At 45.6% G+C, this 14,961-nt stretch carries 15 protein-coding genes and 3 rRNA genes; 14 read left to right on the top strand and 4 right to left on the bottom strand.

What is annotated here, in order from left to right; genetic code table 11:
• Positions 1-9: 9 nt before the first annotated feature.
• From rpsE to rrf, 13 genes are all read left to right on the top strand, one after another.
• Positions 10-516: a 30S ribosomal protein S5 gene (rpsE, locus tag AC5FX4_RS01515; protein WP_493604777.1), complete on the top strand. Its 507-nt coding sequence runs from the start codon at positions 10-12 to the stop codon at positions 514-516.
• Between the two features lie 6 nt (positions 517-522).
• A complete protein-coding gene (gene rpmD / locus AC5FX4_RS01510; protein ID WP_016710201.1) occupies positions 523-705 on the top strand; it encodes a 50S ribosomal protein L30 in 183 nt (60 codons plus the stop codon).
• 5 nt (positions 706-710) lie between these two features.
• Positions 711-1,145, top strand: coding sequence for a 50S ribosomal protein L15 (gene rplO, locus AC5FX4_RS01505; RefSeq protein ID WP_476293839.1), 435 nt, complete (start codon positions 711-713; stop codon positions 1,143-1,145).
• 11 nt (positions 1,146-1,156) lie between these two features.
• On the top strand, positions 1,157-2,485 hold the full coding sequence (gene secY / locus AC5FX4_RS01500; protein WP_476293841.1) for a preprotein translocase subunit SecY: 1,329 nt from the start codon (positions 1,157-1,159) through the stop codon (positions 2,483-2,485).
• 23 nt (positions 2,486-2,508) lie between these two features.
• On the top strand, positions 2,509-2,622 hold the full coding sequence (rpmJ, locus tag AC5FX4_RS01495) for a 50S ribosomal protein L36 (RefSeq protein ID WP_002959476.1): 114 nt from the start codon (positions 2,509-2,511) through the stop codon (positions 2,620-2,622).
• A gap of 128 nt (positions 2,623-2,750) precedes the next feature.
• Positions 2,751-3,107 (top strand): 30S ribosomal protein S13, encoded by a 357-nt coding sequence (rpsM, locus tag AC5FX4_RS01490; protein ID WP_105189430.1) that lies wholly within the window; start codon positions 2,751-2,753, stop codon positions 3,105-3,107.
• Between the two features lie 13 nt (positions 3,108-3,120).
• The gene (rpsK, locus tag AC5FX4_RS01485) at positions 3,121-3,507 is read left to right on the top strand and encodes a 30S ribosomal protein S11 (protein WP_010363724.1); all 387 of its coding nucleotides are present in this window, start codon (positions 3,121-3,123) and stop codon (positions 3,505-3,507) included.
• Between the two features lie 21 nt (positions 3,508-3,528).
• Positions 3,529-4,149: a 30S ribosomal protein S4 gene (gene rpsD / locus AC5FX4_RS01480; protein ID WP_152084658.1), complete on the top strand. Its 621-nt coding sequence runs from the start codon at positions 3,529-3,531 to the stop codon at positions 4,147-4,149.
• 24 nt (positions 4,150-4,173) lie between these two features.
• Positions 4,174-5,160 carry a DNA-directed RNA polymerase subunit alpha gene (locus AC5FX4_RS01475; RefSeq protein WP_152084659.1) on the top strand — a complete coding sequence of 329 codons (987 nt, stop codon included), beginning with the start codon at positions 4,174-4,176 and terminating at the stop codon, positions 5,158-5,160.
• A gap of 36 nt (positions 5,161-5,196) precedes the next feature.
• Positions 5,197-5,595, top strand: a complete 399-nt coding sequence (gene rplQ, locus AC5FX4_RS01470; RefSeq protein WP_493604776.1) for a 50S ribosomal protein L17 — start codon at positions 5,197-5,199, stop codon at positions 5,593-5,595.
• A 747-nt stretch (positions 5,596-6,342) separates the two neighbouring features.
• Positions 6,343-7,881, top strand: a 16S ribosomal RNA gene (locus AC5FX4_RS01465).
• A 255-nt stretch (positions 7,882-8,136) separates the two neighbouring features.
• Positions 8,137-11,019, top strand: a 23S ribosomal RNA gene (locus tag AC5FX4_RS01460).
• A 186-nt stretch (positions 11,020-11,205) separates the two neighbouring features.
• Positions 11,206-11,320, top strand: a 5S ribosomal RNA gene (gene rrf / locus AC5FX4_RS01455).
• Together the 16S, 23S and 5S rRNA genes form the textbook arrangement of a ribosomal RNA operon.
• 339 nt (positions 11,321-11,659) lie before the next feature.
• Here the strand turns inward: rrf and AC5FX4_RS01450 are convergent.
• Genes AC5FX4_RS01450 through AC5FX4_RS01435 form a run of 4 tightly spaced genes read right to left on the bottom strand, consistent with a single transcriptional unit; the run spans position 11,660 to position 14,408 of the window.
• A complete protein-coding gene (locus tag AC5FX4_RS01450; RefSeq protein WP_493604775.1) occupies positions 11,660-11,884 on the bottom strand; it encodes a phage tail assembly chaperone in 225 nt (74 codons plus the stop codon).
• 1 nt (position 11,885) lies between these two features.
• Entirely contained in the window at positions 11,886-13,016 is a 1,131-nt protein-coding gene (locus tag AC5FX4_RS01445; protein ID WP_493604774.1) for a hypothetical protein, read from the bottom strand.
• A gap of 8 nt (positions 13,017-13,024) precedes the next feature.
• Positions 13,025-13,573 (bottom strand): phage tail-collar fiber domain-containing protein, encoded by a 549-nt coding sequence (locus AC5FX4_RS01440; RefSeq protein WP_493604773.1) that lies wholly within the window; start codon positions 13,571-13,573, stop codon positions 13,025-13,027.
• Positions 13,566-14,408, bottom strand: a complete 843-nt coding sequence (locus AC5FX4_RS01435) for a phage tail protein I (protein ID WP_493604772.1) — start codon at positions 14,406-14,408, stop codon at positions 13,566-13,568. Before AC5FX4_RS01435 ends, AC5FX4_RS01440 begins: the two co-directional genes overlap by 8 nt.
• 111 nt (positions 14,409-14,519) lie before the next feature.
• Here AC5FX4_RS01435 and AC5FX4_RS01430 point away from each other — a divergent pair, with 111 nt between their 5' ends.
• On the top strand, positions 14,520-14,924 hold the full coding sequence (locus AC5FX4_RS01430) for a hypothetical protein (protein WP_493604771.1): 405 nt from the start codon (positions 14,520-14,522) through the stop codon (positions 14,922-14,924).
• Positions 14,925-14,961 lie beyond the last annotated feature (37 nt).

The following is a 14,961-nucleotide window of genomic DNA, read 5'->3' as shown; positions in this document are numbered from 1 at the left end:
GAGTAGACAATGGCTAACGTAGAAGCAAAAGCACAACAGCCAGAATTGGCTGAAAAGCTAATCGCGGTAAACCGTGTGTCTAAAGTGGTTAAAGGTGGTCGTATCTTTAGCTTCACTGCACTAACTGTAGTTGGTGACGGCGCAGGTAAAGTAGGTTTTGGTTATGGTAAAGCACGTGAAGTTCCAGCTGCTATTCAAAAAGCAATGGAAAAAGCACGTCGCAACATGATCAACGTTGAACTAAACGGTAACACGTTACAGCACCCTATCAAGGGTCGTCACGCGGGTTCTAAAGTATACATGCAACCAGCATCTGAAGGTACTGGTATCATCGCCGGTGGTGCGATGCGTGCAGTACTAGAAGTAACTGGCGTACAAAACGTACTATCAAAAGCATACGGTTCAACAAACCCAATCAACATCGTTCGTGCAACAATTTCTGCTCTAGAGAACATGAATTCTCCAGAAAGTATTGCTGCAAAACGTGGTTTAACTGTTGAACAGATTCAGGGGTAATTAACCATGGCTAATAAAACTGTAAAAGTTACTCAAGTAAAGAGCTCTATCGGTCGTTTACCGAAGCATAAAGCAACTTTACGTGGCCTTGGTTTACGTCGTATCAACCACACTGTTGAGTTAGAAGACACAGCATGTGTACGTGGTATGATCAACCAAGTTTCTTACATGGTTAAGGTTGAGGGGTAATTCGAATGCATTTGAATACACTTTCACCTGCTGCTGGTGCAAAAACTGAAAAGAAACGTCTAGGTCGTGGTATTGGTTCTGGTCTTGGTAAGACTGGTGGCCGTGGTCATAAAGGCCAAAAATCACGTTCTGGCGGTAAAGTTCGCGTTGGTTTTGAGGGCGGTCAAATGCCTATGCAACGTCGTCTACCTAAGTTTGGTTTCACTTCACGTAAATCTCTAGTATCTACTGAAGTTAACCTATACGAAATCGCTAAAGTTGAAGGCGATGTAGTAGACTTGAACGCATTACAAGCAGCTGGTCTAGTTAAAAAGAACATCCAGTTCGTTAAAGTTGTTAAATCTGGCGAAGTTTCACGCGCAGTAACTGTAAAAGGCATGAAAGTGTCTAAAGGTGCTCGCGAAGCTATCGAAGCTGCCGGAGGCAAGGTAGAAGAATAAGGAAGTACACTATGGCTAAACCAGGTCAAGATATGCAAAGTGCACAAAGTGGGCTTGCGGAACTGAAGCGCCGATTACTGTTTGTATTGGGTGCTATCATTATTTACCGTCTAGGTTCATTCGTGCCGATCCCTGGGATTGATGCCGCTGTACTTGCCGATTTCTTCGAGCAACAAAAGGGCACCATTGTTGAAATGTTCAACATGTTCAGCGGTGGTGCGCTTGAGCGTGCTTCGGTACTGGCACTCGGTATTATGCCGTACATCTCGGCTTCAATTATTATGCAGCTATTAACGCACATACATCCTGCGATGATAGAGCTTAAGAAAGAAGGTGAGCAAGGGCGTAAGAAAATAAGTCAGTACACGCGTTATGGTACGCTTGTGCTTGCTACATTCCAGTCAATTGGTATTGCTACTGGCTTACCAAGCATGATGGACGGGTTAGTTGTTAACCCAGGTTTCGGTTTCTACTTCACCGCTGTGGTGAGCTTAGTAACTGGTACTATGTTCCTTATGTGGCTGGGCGAGCAAATTACAGAACGAGGTATTGGTAACGGTATCTCAGTACTGATTTTTGTGGGTATTGTAGCTAACCTGCCGTCTGCAATTGGTTCGACAGCTGAAATGGCGCGCCAAGGTGATCTGAATGTTCTTGTACTGTTATTGATTGCGGTAATCGTATTCGCAGTTACTTATCTTGTTGTTTTCTTTGAACGTGGTCAACGTCGTATCGTTGTTAACTACGCGAAGCGTCAGCAAGGTCGTCAAGTATTTGCTGCTCAAAGCACGCATTTACCACTAAAAGTTAACATGGCGGGTGTTATTCCACCAATCTTTGCTAGCAGTATAATTTTGTTCCCTGGTACAATTGCAAGCTGGTTCGGCCAAGGTGAAGGTCCGGTCGCTGATGTGCTACAAGCTATCTCTGCAGTGTTGACTCCTGGTCAGCCTCTGTATGCGATGGTATTAGCTGCGGCTATTATCTTCTTCTGCTTCTTCTACACTGCGTTGGTATTTAACCCGCGTGAGACAGCAGATAACCTGAAAAAATCTGGCGCTTTTATTCCAGGCATTCGTCCAGGTGAGCAGACATCTAAATACATTGATAAAGTGATGACACGTCTGACATTGGCAGGCGCTTTGTATATAACCTTTATCTGTCTGGTGCCCGAGTTTATGACCATGGCGTGGCAAACGCCATTCTACTTCGGCGGTACATCAATCTTGATTATCGTTGTCGTAATCATGGACTTTATGGCACAAGTACAGACTCATATGATGTCACATCAGTATGATTCTGTGCTGAAAAAAGCAAACCTTAAAGGCTACGGCCGCTAAGGTTATTTTCACGGAGTTGAGCAATGAAAGTACGTGCTTCCGTTAAGAAAATCTGCCGTAACTGTAAAGTAATCAAGCGTGCTGGTGTAGTACGTGTGATCTGCAGTGAGCCTAAGCACAAGCAAAGGCAAGGCTAATAAAAGTCATGCAGGCTAAGTAAATCCTACTTAGCCTGTGTTTTTAAATATGATCTGATCTTCGTTTGAGTATCCTTGCGGGCTTTTCAAACAGATGGGTGTCGGATCTAAACATAGGAGATGTGTTAGTGGCCCGTATCGCTGGCATTAACGTCCCTGATCATAAGCATGCTGTTATTGGTTTAACAAGCATCTATGGTGTAGGTAAAACTCGCGCTAAGGCGATCTTAGCAGCGACTGGTATCGCCGAAACTACAAAAATCGGTGAGCTTTCAGACGAAACACTTGACGTACTTCGTGAAGAAGTTGGCAAGTACACTGTCGAAGGTGATCTTCGTCGTGAAGTGACTTTAAACATCAAGCGTCTTATGGACCTTGGTTGTTTCCGTGGCTTACGTCATCGTCGTTCGTTACCACTACGTGGTCAACGTACTAAGACTAACGCGCGTACTCGTAAGGGTCCACGCAAGCCTATCAAGAAATAAGGTGGGGTAAGTTATGGCTAAAGCACCAATTCGTCGTAAAAAGGTCAAAAAGCAAGTTGTTGATGGTATGGCACACGTTCATGCTTCATTCAACAATACAATCGTAACCATTACTGACCGTCAAGGTAATGCTCTTTCTTGGGCGACTGCAGGTGGTTCTGGTTTCCGTGGTTCACGTAAGTCTACTCCGTTCGCTGCACAGGTTGCTGCTGAGCGCGCAGGTACTGCTGCACAAGAGTATGGTCTTAAGAACCTTGAAGTATTCATTAAAGGTCCAGGTCCAGGCCGTGAGTCTGCTGTACGTGCATTGAATGCTGCGGGTTACCGTATCACAAACATCACTGACGTGACGCCAATCCCTCATAATGGTTGTCGTCCACCGAAGAAACGTCGCGTTTAACAATAGGTTAGGAGAAAGAACATGGCAAGATATTTGGGCCCTAAGCTCAAGCTGAGTCGTCGTGAAGGTACTGACCTGTTCCTTAAGAGCGGCGTGAGAGCTATCGACTCAAAGTGTAAGCTTGAGACAGCACCTGGTCAGCACGGCGCTCGTAAAGGTCGTCTATCTGATTACGGTTTACAATTACGTGAAAAGCAAAAAGTACGTCGTATCTACGGTGTATTAGAAAAGCAATTCCGTAACTATTACAAAGAAGCTGCTCGCCTTAAAGGTAACACAGGTGAAAACCTACTACAGCTTCTAGAGCAACGTTTAGACAATGTTGTATATCGCATGGGCTTTGCAAGCACACGTGCTGAAGCACGTCAGCTAGTTAGCCACAAAGCGGTTATGGTTAATGGTCGTGTTGTGAATATCCCTTCTTTCGTAGTTACTCCTGAAGATGTAGTGGTAATTCGCGAGAAGTCTAAAAAGCAAGCGCGTATCATCGCTGCTCTAGAGTTGGCTGAGCAACGTGAAAAGCCAACTTGGATTGAAGTTGACGGTAAGAAAATGGAAGGTAGCTTCAAGCGCCTACCTGAGCGTTCTGATCTGTCTGCGGACATTAACGAACAACTAATCGTCGAACTTTACTCGAAGTAAAGTTAAGAGTTAAGAGAGGATAAAATGCAGGGTTCTGTAACCGAATTCCTAAAGCCAAGGTTAGTCGATATCGACGCTATCAACCCAACGCGTTCTAAAGTAGTTTTAGAACCATTAGAGCGTGGTTTTGGCCACACTTTGGGTAACGCTTTACGCCGTATACTGTTGTCATCTATGCCAGGTTGCGCAGTAACTGAAGTTGAAATCGACGGTGTATTGCATGAGTACAGCGCGAAAGAAGGCGTTCAAGAAGACATCATTGAAATTTTGTTGAATCTAAAAGGTTTAGCGGTATCTCTAGAAGGTAAAGATGAAGTTTTTCTGACCCTGACTAAGTCTGGTGTAGGCCCTGTGACTGCGGCAGATATCCAGCACGATGGAGATGTAACAATCGCCAACCCAGATCACGTTATTTGTCACTTAACTGCTGACAATAGCGAAATCAGCATGCGTATCCGTGTTGAGCGTGGTCGTGGTTATGTGCCAGCGTCTAGCCGTTTATCCTCTGATGACGATGAGCGTCCAATTGGTCGTCTGTTGCTTGATGCATCATTCAGTCCAGTTGAGCGTATTGCGTACTCGGTTGAATCAGCCCGTGTTGAGCAACGCACAGATTTAGACAAGTTAATCATTGATATGGAAACAAACGGCACTTTAGATCCTGAAGAAGCGATCCGTCGTGCGTCTACTATCTTAGCTGAGCAATTAGAAGCATTCGTAGATTTACGTGATGTTTCTGAGCCAGAAGAGAAAGAAGAGAAGCCAGAATTCGATCCTATTCTGCTTCGTCCTGTTGATGATCTTGAGCTAACAGTGCGTTCAGCAAACTGTTTGAAAGCCGAGCAAATTCAATATATCGGTGACTTAGTACAGCGTACTGAAGTTGAGCTTCTGAAAACACCAAACCTTGGTAAGAAGTCTCTAACTGAAATCAAAGATGTACTAGCTTCACGTGGTCTTTCACTAGGCATGCGCTTAGAGAACTGGCCACCGGCAAGCTTAGCTGAATAAGCTAAGTTACTATATTTTAGTTAGAAGGATAGGGTCATGCGCCATCGTAAGAGTGGTCGTCAATTAAACCGTAACAGCAGCCATCGCAAAGCGATGTTCAGCAACATGGCTGGTTCTTTGGTGAAGCACGAAATCATCAAAACAACTTTGCCTAAAGCGAAAGAGTTGCGCCGTGTAATTGAACCTTTAATCACACTGGCTAAGACTGACAGCGTAGCAAACCGTCGTTTAGCGTTTGCTCGCACGCGTGATAAAGAAGTAGTTGGTAAATTATTCAGCGAACTAGGTCCTCGTTTCGAAGGCCGTCCAGGTGGTTACACTCGTATTCTTAAGTGTGGCTTCCGTGCTGGTGATAATGCACCAATGGCTTACGTTGAACTTCTAGACCGCCCAGTAGCGGCAGAAGCTCAAGAAGACGCACAGTCTGCAGAGTAAGTCTTATAGAAGACATAAAAAGCCGAGCATAGCTCGGCTTTTTCTTTTTTGATGAAAATTCATCAATCTATTCATTAATAGAAATTACTTCTTTATCTACTTTCTGTTCTTCCCTACTTATTCTCCATCTTTGTTTGAATATATAAACTTAAATTATTTCGAAATAATGCATGCTAATGCGGTTAATTGAGCTTGCCTTGATGCGAACAATTACATTTATGTGTGGGGTAAAGGTGGTAATTAGGCACTTAAACGTATCATTATTGCTCTTTTAGCTCGAAAATCAGCCGAACAATCTATTTTTATCAAATTTCTTCAAAAAGCGCTTGCGCTTTTAATTCGCCGCCCTATAATGCGACCCCACTGACACGGAGCGCTACGCTGAATAAGCAAGGCAACAACGAGTCAGCGTCAAGTAAAACTTAAACTTGAAACTTCTAAAAAAGAAACTTCAAATTAAGTGTTGACAAAAAATCGGGAATGCTTAGAATGCACATCCCTCGAGACGCGAAAGCAACTCGAAACGTTCTTTAAAAATATGAAGCAATCATCTGTGTGGGCACTCGTACAGATTGAGTTCTAACAGCAAAATCTAGCATCGCTAGAGGATGCAAACAAATTTAGAGTCTCAATTGAACTGAGTGACCAACGGAAACAAGTTTACTTGTTTCAGCACAGTCAATTCGATTTCTTAGGAAATCAAAATCAGAATTCAATGAGCACGAAACTTCGGTTTCAAAAAACTTTTAATTGAAGAGTTTGATCATGGCTCAGATTGAACGCTGGCGGCAGGCCTAACACATGCAAGTCGAGCGGTAACATTTCTAGCTTGCTAGAAGATGACGAGCGGCGGACGGGTGAGTAATGCTTGGGAACATGCCTTTAGGTGGGGGACAACAGTTGGAAACGACTGCTAATACCGCATGATGTCTACGGACCAAAGTGGGGGACCTTCGGGCCTCACGCCTAAAGATTGGCCCAAGTGGGATTAGCTAGTTGGTGAGGTAATGGCTCACCAAGGCGACGATCCCTAGCTGGTTTGAGAGGATGATCAGCCACACTGGGACTGAGACACGGCCCAGACTCCTACGGGAGGCAGCAGTGGGGAATATTGCACAATGGGCGCAAGCCTGATGCAGCCATGCCGCGTGTGTGAAGAAGGCCTTCGGGTTGTAAAGCACTTTCAGTAAGGAGGAAAGGTTGGATGTTAATAGCATTCAGCTGTGACGTTACTTACAGAAGAAGCACCGGCTAACTCCGTGCCAGCAGCCGCGGTAATACGGAGGGTGCGAGCGTTAATCGGAATTACTGGGCGTAAAGCGTACGCAGGCGGTTTGTTAAGCGAGATGTGAAAGCCCCGGGCTTAACCTGGGAACTGCATTTCGAACTGGCAAACTAGAGTGTGATAGAGGGTGGTAGAATTTCAGGTGTAGCGGTGAAATGCGTAGAGATCTGAAGGAATACCGATGGCGAAGGCAGCCACCTGGGTCAACACTGACGCTCATGTACGAAAGCGTGGGGAGCAAACAGGATTAGATACCCTGGTAGTCCACGCCGTAAACGATGTCTACTAGAAGCTGGACTCTTCGGAGGACTTTTTCAAAGCTAACGCATTAAGTAGACCGCCTGGGGAGTACGGCCGCAAGGTTAAAACTCAAATGAATTGACGGGGGCCCGCACAAGCGGTGGAGCATGTGGTTTAATTCGATGCAACGCGAAGAACCTTACCTACACTTGACATACAGAGAATTTTCTAGAGATAGATTAGTGCCTTCGGGAACTCTGATACAGGTGCTGCATGGCTGTCGTCAGCTCGTGTTGTGAGATGTTGGGTTAAGTCCCGCAACGAGCGCAACCCCTATCCTTAGTTGCCAGCGATTCGGTCGGGAACTCTAAGGAGACTGCCGGTGATAAACCGGAGGAAGGTGGGGACGACGTCAAGTCATCATGGCCCTTACGTGTAGGGCTACACACGTGCTACAATGGCGCATACAGAGTGCTGCGAGCTCGCGAGAGTCAGCGAATCACTTAAAGTGCGTCGTAGTCCGGATTGGAGTCTGCAACTCGACTCCATGAAGTCGGAATCGCTAGTAATCGCGGATCAGAATGCCGCGGTGAATACGTTCCCGGGCCTTGTACACACCGCCCGTCACACCATGGGAGTGGGTTGCTCCAGAAGTGGTTAGCCTAACCTTCGGGAGGGCGATCACCACGGAGTGATTCATGACTGGGGTGAAGTCGTAACAAGGTAGCCCTAGGGGAACCTGGGGCTGGATCACCTCCTTATACGATTTAGAACTTATTTGTTCGTAGTGTCCACACAGATGATTGTTGCTTGGTCTTATGACTGAGTGATATTGCTCTTTAAAAATTTGGAAAAGCTGATAATTAATTCTTGTAGATATTTATATCTATAAAGAGTTTTCAAAAGTAAAACATGCCGATAAATCTTAAGATTTATTAGCGTCTACTTTAGTATTCAATATTAACTTCTGGCGAAGTTAAACTGTCTTTGACGATACAAACCATTTTGGGTTGTATGGTTAAGTGACTAAGCGTACACGGTGGATGCCTTGGCAGTTGGAGGCGATGAAGGACGTACTAACTTGCGATAAGCCTAGTTGAGCCAGTAAGAGGCGCTTGAGACTAGGATTTCCGAATGGGGAAACCCGGCCCTTTGGGTCATCATGCAGTGAATACATAGCTGTATGAAGCGAACGCGGAGAACTGAAACATCTAAGTACCCGTAGGAAAAGAAATCAACCGAGATTCCGAAAGTAGCGGCGAGCGAAATCGGACTAGCCCTTAAGCTTTAGTGTAGTTAGTGGAACATTCTGGAAAGTATGACGACACAGGGTGATAGTCCCGTACACAAAAACTTATCTAAAGTGAAATCGAGTAGGTCGGAGCACGTGAAACTTTGACTGAATATGGGGGGACCATCCTCCAAGGCTAAATACTCCCAACTGACCGATAGTGAACCAGTACCGTGAGGGAAAGGCGAAAAGAACCCCTGTGAGGGGAGTGAAATAGAACCTGAAACCGTGTACGTACAAGCAGTAGGAGCACCTTCGTGGTGTGACTGCGTACCTTTTGTATAATGGGTCAGCGACTTATATTTTGTAGCGAGGTTAACCGAATAGGGTAGCCGTAGCGAAAGCGAGTCTTAACTGGGCGCTTAGTTGCAAGGTATAGACCCGAAACCCGGTGATCTAGCCATGGGCAGGTTGAAGGTTGAGTAACATCAACTGGAGGACCGAACCCACTAACGTTGAAAAGTTAGGGGATGACCTGTGGCTAGGAGTGAAAGGCTAATCAAACCGGGAGATAGCTGGTTCTCCCCGAAATCTATTTAGGTAGAGCCTCGGACGAATACTTACGGGGGTAGAGCACTGTTAAGGCTAGGGGGTCATCCCGACTTACCAACCCTTTGCAAACTCCGAATACCGTAAAGTACTATCCGGGAGACACACGGCGGGTGCTAACGTCCGTCGTGAAGAGGGAAACAACCCAGACCGCCAGCTAAGGTCCCAAAGTGTATGTTAAGTGGGAAACGATGTGGGAAGGCTAAAACAGCTAGGAGGTTGGCTTAGAAGCAGCCACCCTTTAAAGAAAGCGTAATAGCTCACTAGTCGAGTCGGCCTGCGCGGAAGATGTAACGGGGCTAAACATACCACCGAAGCTGCGGCTGCGAATTTATTCGCGGGGTAGGGGAGCGTTCTGTAAGCCGTTGAAGGTGTACCGGGAGGTATGCTGGAGGTATCAGAAGTGCGAATGCTGACATGAGTAACGACAATGCGGGTGAAAAACCCGCACGCCGGAAGACCAAGGGTTCCTATCCCATGTTAATCAGGGTAGGGTAAGTCGACCCCTAAGGCGAGGCTGAAGAGCGTAGTCGATGGGAAACGGGTTAATATTCCCGTACTTGGAATAATTGCGATGGGGGGACGGAGCAGGCTAAGTAAGCATGGCGTTGGTTGTCCATGTGAAAGTGCGTAGGCTGGTGACTTAGGAAAATCCGGGTCGCTAAGGCTGAGACACGAGACGAGCCACTAAGGTGGTGAAGTTACTGATGCCCTACTTCCAGGAAAAGCCTCTAAGCTTCAGATTATTTCGAATCGTACCCCAAACCGACACAGGTGGTCAGGTAGAGAATACTAAGGCGCTTGAGAGAACTCGGGTGAAGGAACTAGGCAAAATTGTACCGTAACTTCGGGAGAAGGTACGCTGTTGTTGGTGATGGGATTTACTCCTTAAGCTGACGACAGCCGCAGTGACCAGGTGGCTGGGACTGTTTATTAAAAACACAGCACTGTGCAAAATCGTAAGATGACGTATACGGTGTGACACCTGCCCGGTGCCGGAAGGTTAATTGATGGGGTTAGACGTAAGTCGAAGCTCTTGATCGAAGCCCCGGTAAACGGCGGCCGTAACTATAACGGTCCTAAGGTAGCGAAATTCCTTGTCGGGTAAGTTCCGACCTGCACGAATGGTGTAACCATGGCCACGCTGTCTCCACCCGAGACTCAGTGAAATTGAAATCGCAGTGAAGATGCTGTGTACCCGCGGCTAGACGGAAAGACCCCGTGAACCTTTACTACAGCTTGGCACTGAACATTGAGCCTACATGTGTAGGATAGGTGGGAGGCTTTGAAGCGGTGACGCCAGTCATCGTGGAGCCGACCTTGAAATACCACCCTTGTATGTTTGATGTTCTAACTTAGGTCCCTTATCGGGATTGAGGACAGTGCCTGGTGGGTAGTTTGACTGGGGCGGTCTCCTCCCAAAGAGTAACGGAGGAGCACGAAGGTTGGCTAAGTACGGTCGGACATCGTACGGTTAGTGTAATGGTAGAAGCCAGCTTAACTGCGAGACAGACACGTCGAGCAGGTACGAAAGTAGGTCATAGTGATCCGGTGGTTCTGAATGGAAGGGCCATCGCTCAACGGATAAAAGGTACTCCGGGGATAACAGGCTGATACCGCCCAAGAGTTCATATCGACGGCGGTGTTTGGCACCTCGATGTCGGCTCATCACATCCTGGGGCTGAAGTCGGTCCCAAGGGTATGGCTGTTCGCCATTTAAAGTGGTACGCGAGCTGGGTTTAGAACGTCGTGAGACAGTTCGGTCCCTATCTGCCGTGGGCGTTTGAGAATTGAGAGGGGCTGCTCCTAGTACGAGAGGACCGGAGTGGACGAACCGCTGGTGTTCGGGTTGTGATGCCAATTGCATTGCCCGGTAGCTACGTTCGGGATCGATAACCGCTGAAAGCATCTAAGCGGGAAGCGAGCCTCGAGATGAGTTCTCACTTTAACTTTAAGTTAACTGAAGGGCCGTTGAAGACTATAACGTTGATAGGCTGGGTGTGGAAGCGTAGTGATACGTTAAGCTAACCAGTACTAATTACCCGTGAGGCTTAACCATACAACGCCAAAGTGGTTTAAGCGACAGAAGTTAGTATTAACTAAAGTAGATTTTTACGAATTATCAGAATTTTTCCAGATTTAAGCAAAGTGAAGGTCGCGACAGCAGTGTTGCTTGATATTCACCTTGCGCAAATGAAATGCTCAAGCAAAGCTTGAAGTCATTAACCATTTGCACTCCAGTTTTCCTGGTGACTATAGCGTTTTGGAACCACCTGACCCCATGCCGAACTCAGAAGTGAAACGAAACAGCGTCGATGATAGTGTGGCAGATGCCATGTGAAAGTAGAACATCGCCAGGTCCTAATAAAAGAAAGCCCGATTCGAAAGAGTCGGGCTTTTTTGCGTTATGTGCAAAATTGTCTCTTGGGTTCTTGCAGAAGAAACTCGCTGATAAAGAGACATGTTTGCGCAAGGTGAAGTCAGCAACCTTCACCAGAGTTCACCTTATATTCCTTTAGCGTTCTATAAAACGCTTACATAAATGAAACGCCTTCACTGCGTTCATAACCGTCAATCAAGTACACCTTACTCACCTTTTACTCGATCTCCTCGTGTGGACGGGATTTATAAAAACCCGTAATTGGACTTTTATAAATCCAATTACGGGACTAGCCGAATGTAAGTGGGACTATCTGAGTTTACGGTTTAGACGGCCATAAAATTGAGAAAGGGTTTTCATTTTTCTGTGGAATTTCTCTTAACTCACTTCGATAACTACGCCATTTGCTGGCATCACCTCCTGAGTCTTCTAATTTGTTTATTTCAATGTCACACTGTGCCAACAATTGGTTACGGTAATTGCGAATGTCACACCACAGTTTATTTTCAATATCAACTACTGATAATTCTATATTTTTGCTCATTTTACAGTGTCCTATACTCTGATGAATTTCCAATAACCTCCAAACCATCTAAACTGACATTACAACTCCCTGCAAACTGTAGATGGACTGACCCTGTCAGATATGACCAAGTGTTAGTAGTAACCACTCTAGGTAAATTTAAATTCGCTCCAATACCTCGTGTGCTCAATGCTATGGCACGTCCATATTGTGGATGAGTTCTGTCGTTATAATCTTGCCATTCGACAGGCCTATCAGAGGGCTGTGACCTTAGCATCTCTTCAGTTATACCAATAACACCTAAGCTTTTCAGTTTGTTAAAACCCTTATCAACTCCGGGTTCAGGTCCATCTGAACTAGTTTTCAATAACCTTACTCGCCATAATTTGATATGACAGATACTTCCGCCCAGTTGATTATTTACCAGTCCAGAACTGAGGTAAATATTGCAATATGCCCCTCCACCAATAATATAATTCGGCGTCTGACCATTATATGGAAGTACGTTTATAAGCCCATTATTCTTGCTGGTGTTTAACATTCCTCCTTCATCATGCATGTATACACCAGTTCCAAACCTAACAATATTATTTCCTTGAAGGAAAATTAGTGATATTGGGTCTACGATTTTATAATAATTTCCGCCTGTTTGTTCAGCAGGCATAGTATTTCTAAAAACCATGGGGCTTCCTAAATTACTAACGCCACCATCACTTGCATTTGCCCAACACGATCGGTCTGTGCGTAACACGCCATTTGTGCTGCCAATAACAGACATTGGACCTGCAATATGCAATGTCGCACCAACAGGTAGATAAACAGCAGTGTTCCAATGTCTACATTGCCCATCAGCAGGCCAATCAACAGTGATAGAGTTTGCGCCATCATTGAGCGCCGAATTTACCAGGTTTCCGGTGTCATCGTTTGGTAAGGGAGTTATCACAACATGGCGACCTCGGCCCATACCAATATTGGCTCTGTATACGTCTTCAGTTACACCACTAACAATGTTCTTAGCATCAGATTCAACGCCCTCTAACATCGCGTTTATCTCACCCATTTTTCCATTAACCGTGCTGACGATTTCTCCACACGCAGACACCGCTTTGGTGCATTCATCGGCCACTTGAGACAGGATTTGATCAGTTGACATACAACCTCCTAATTTTGATTGATTATTTGTTTTACTTCCCGATGTAGGATGCTAATCTGTATACGGGATGATCTAATTTGTGCGAGAGTAAACCTTGCCAGCTCAGGGGTGATCACTAGATTTAGGTTATCTCCAGCCAATGAAACGTTAATCGCTTCTGACGGGATTAGGTCAACGGCCATACCAAATCGAGGCATAAACCTACCCGCATGGGTTTTTGCGCCTATGAGCTTTCCTGGGCGACTGTATACGGCAAAATGGATTCCTTCCTCTGTAACCAGACTTATTTCACCTACGTTGTAGGCTTTATCGGGGTTATCGAAAATAGCAGCCATTTGCAGTGTCTTGTCGACCCGTTTAAATGAACGCACAACAGCTCTATCTACCTCAGAGACTAATGCAGTCTGATTTACTTTTACGCTTGGGTCATAGCTCTCTGTACCTACTGCTATATGTGTTAGCTTCACTTGAGAACCGCCGAACTGAGCATCAAGCAACAGGCTTTCCCCAGCTTCTGTGATATAAAAATTGTATACTTCGAACGTTGTTTCACTCATGCCTGATCAATCTCCCGCTTATTAATACACAGGCTGTGTCGTGCGCTGTCAGCACGGTTTTAAACCCACCGCTAATGTTTGGTTGTCTGGGTCTTAAACTACCTGCTATGTTTGTTGTGTTGTCACTTAATCCAGCGACTGCCTGAGTCATGCCACCATTAACTTTTGGTTGCCTCGGGATCAGGCTTCCCGATGATGTTAAATGGCTTGTTGTATTGCCTGTAACCGCTGTAGCAACCCCCCCAGAAACCGATGGCTGACGAGGTACTAAACTGCCAGAGACATTACTTGCATTACCTCCAAAACCTCCGACACCGGTAGAAATGTTCTTACTCATTTCTAGCCCAACAGTTATGGTGTAATGTTGGCTTTTACGCTTAACCCCCTGTATCAACGCATTTAGCTGGTCGATTAGCTTTACATTGATAGCGCTAGGCTGATTTGGCGTAATGTTGCTGTTTGAATACGCAACTACATCAAATGTGCCAGGCTCTTGTTGTGGTTCTGCTTGCCACCATTCAACTATCTCGGCGGTTACTCCAACCGCAGCTAACGCCAACTCAACGGCGTATACAGTGCCCTTGGTTCTGTGTACTTCTAGAGCCGTTTTTACAACCTTACGCTTAACGTCTGTTGGCCAGCTTGAACTCCAAACGTCGACACGAAACTGCCACGCCAAAAATGGTAAAAATTCTGCTGACACGTTATCAACGTCGAAAATATTCAATCGACTAGCAACCTCTCGCAACTGCTCAAACTCAGCTGATGCAGCCTGCGAGATGGTGTTTAGTGCTTTGGTCTGTACAGACGCTGGTATTAAGTTGTTTGCTTTCATGTTGCTTAGACTAGCAACTTACAAATTCGCGTGTTGCTGTACGGCAACGGCAAACTTTGGGGTTGGATAAGATTGTTTAGACATTTAGTTAACCAATAAACGGAGCCCGTTATGCTAACCCCAGAACAGAAAACCCAGATTGAAAACAACTTACTCGCACTTAGTGAGCCGTTAGTTATTGATGGAAAAGAGTACACACACGCCCGAAAAACCACTGAGCCAAAAGTAATCCATCGAATTAAAGCCGCCCGATTCTGCAAGTCTGAATTTGGTGAAGAAAATACAGACGGCATTATGATTGGCGTTGCAGCACAGGTGATCGAATTTGGTAGCTCAAGCAATAACTCTGAACTTACTGAACCTTCAAAGTTTGACGCTATGAAACTATGTGAAAACTTAACTTATAGAGATCTTGTTGCTCTCCAATATCTGCTGGGAAAGCCACTGAAAGCCTCGTCTACACCTCAAGCGAACAGCTCAAGTCAGCAATCAAAACAATCAGCAAAAACGGCTTAGCCAGCGCAACAGAGCTATTTAACTGTGATATCGACGA

It is taken from the genome of Pseudoalteromonas sp. ATL1 (genome assembly GCF_058933015.1).
The sequence above is the reverse complement of the archived record's forward strand: the minus strand, read 5'-3'. Positions and strand labels throughout refer to the sequence as shown.

Bases quoted from the DNA above. Each gene is read 5' to 3' on its own strand.
- rpsE (WP_493604777.1), top strand. From the start codon at position 10: ATGGCTAACGTAGAAGCAAAAGCACAACAGCCAGAATTGGCTGAAAAG.
- rpmD (WP_016710201.1), top strand. From the start codon at position 523: ATGGCTAATAAAACTGTAAAAGTTACTCAAGTAAAGAGCTCTATCGGT.
- rplO (WP_476293839.1), top strand. From the start codon at position 711: ATGCATTTGAATACACTTTCACCTGCTGCTGGTGCAAAAACTGAAAAG.
- secY (WP_476293841.1), top strand. From the start codon at position 1,157: ATGGCTAAACCAGGTCAAGATATGCAAAGTGCACAAAGTGGGCTTGCG.
- rpmJ (WP_002959476.1), top strand. From the start codon at position 2,509: ATGAAAGTACGTGCTTCCGTTAAGAAAATCTGCCGTAACTGTAAAGTA.
- rpsK (WP_010363724.1), top strand. From the start codon at position 3,121: ATGGCTAAAGCACCAATTCGTCGTAAAAAGGTCAAAAAGCAAGTTGTT.
- rpsD (WP_152084658.1), top strand. From the start codon at position 3,529: ATGGCAAGATATTTGGGCCCTAAGCTCAAGCTGAGTCGTCGTGAAGGT.
- AC5FX4_RS01475 (WP_152084659.1), top strand. From the start codon at position 4,174: ATGCAGGGTTCTGTAACCGAATTCCTAAAGCCAAGGTTAGTCGATATC.
- rplQ (WP_493604776.1), top strand. From the start codon at position 5,197: ATGCGCCATCGTAAGAGTGGTCGTCAATTAAACCGTAACAGCAGCCAT.
- AC5FX4_RS01450 (WP_493604775.1), bottom strand. From the start codon at position 11,884: ATGAGCAAAAATATAGAATTATCAGTAGTTGATATTGAAAATAAACTG.
- AC5FX4_RS01445 (WP_493604774.1), bottom strand. From the start codon at position 13,016: ATGTCAACTGATCAAATCCTGTCTCAAGTGGCCGATGAATGCACCAAA.
- AC5FX4_RS01440 (WP_493604773.1), bottom strand. From the start codon at position 13,573: ATGAGTGAAACAACGTTCGAAGTATACAATTTTTATATCACAGAAGCT.
- AC5FX4_RS01435 (WP_493604772.1), bottom strand. From the start codon at position 14,408: ATGAAAGCAAACAACTTAATACCAGCGTCTGTACAGACCAAAGCACTA.
- AC5FX4_RS01430 (WP_493604771.1), top strand. From the start codon at position 14,520: ATGCTAACCCCAGAACAGAAAACCCAGATTGAAAACAACTTACTCGCA.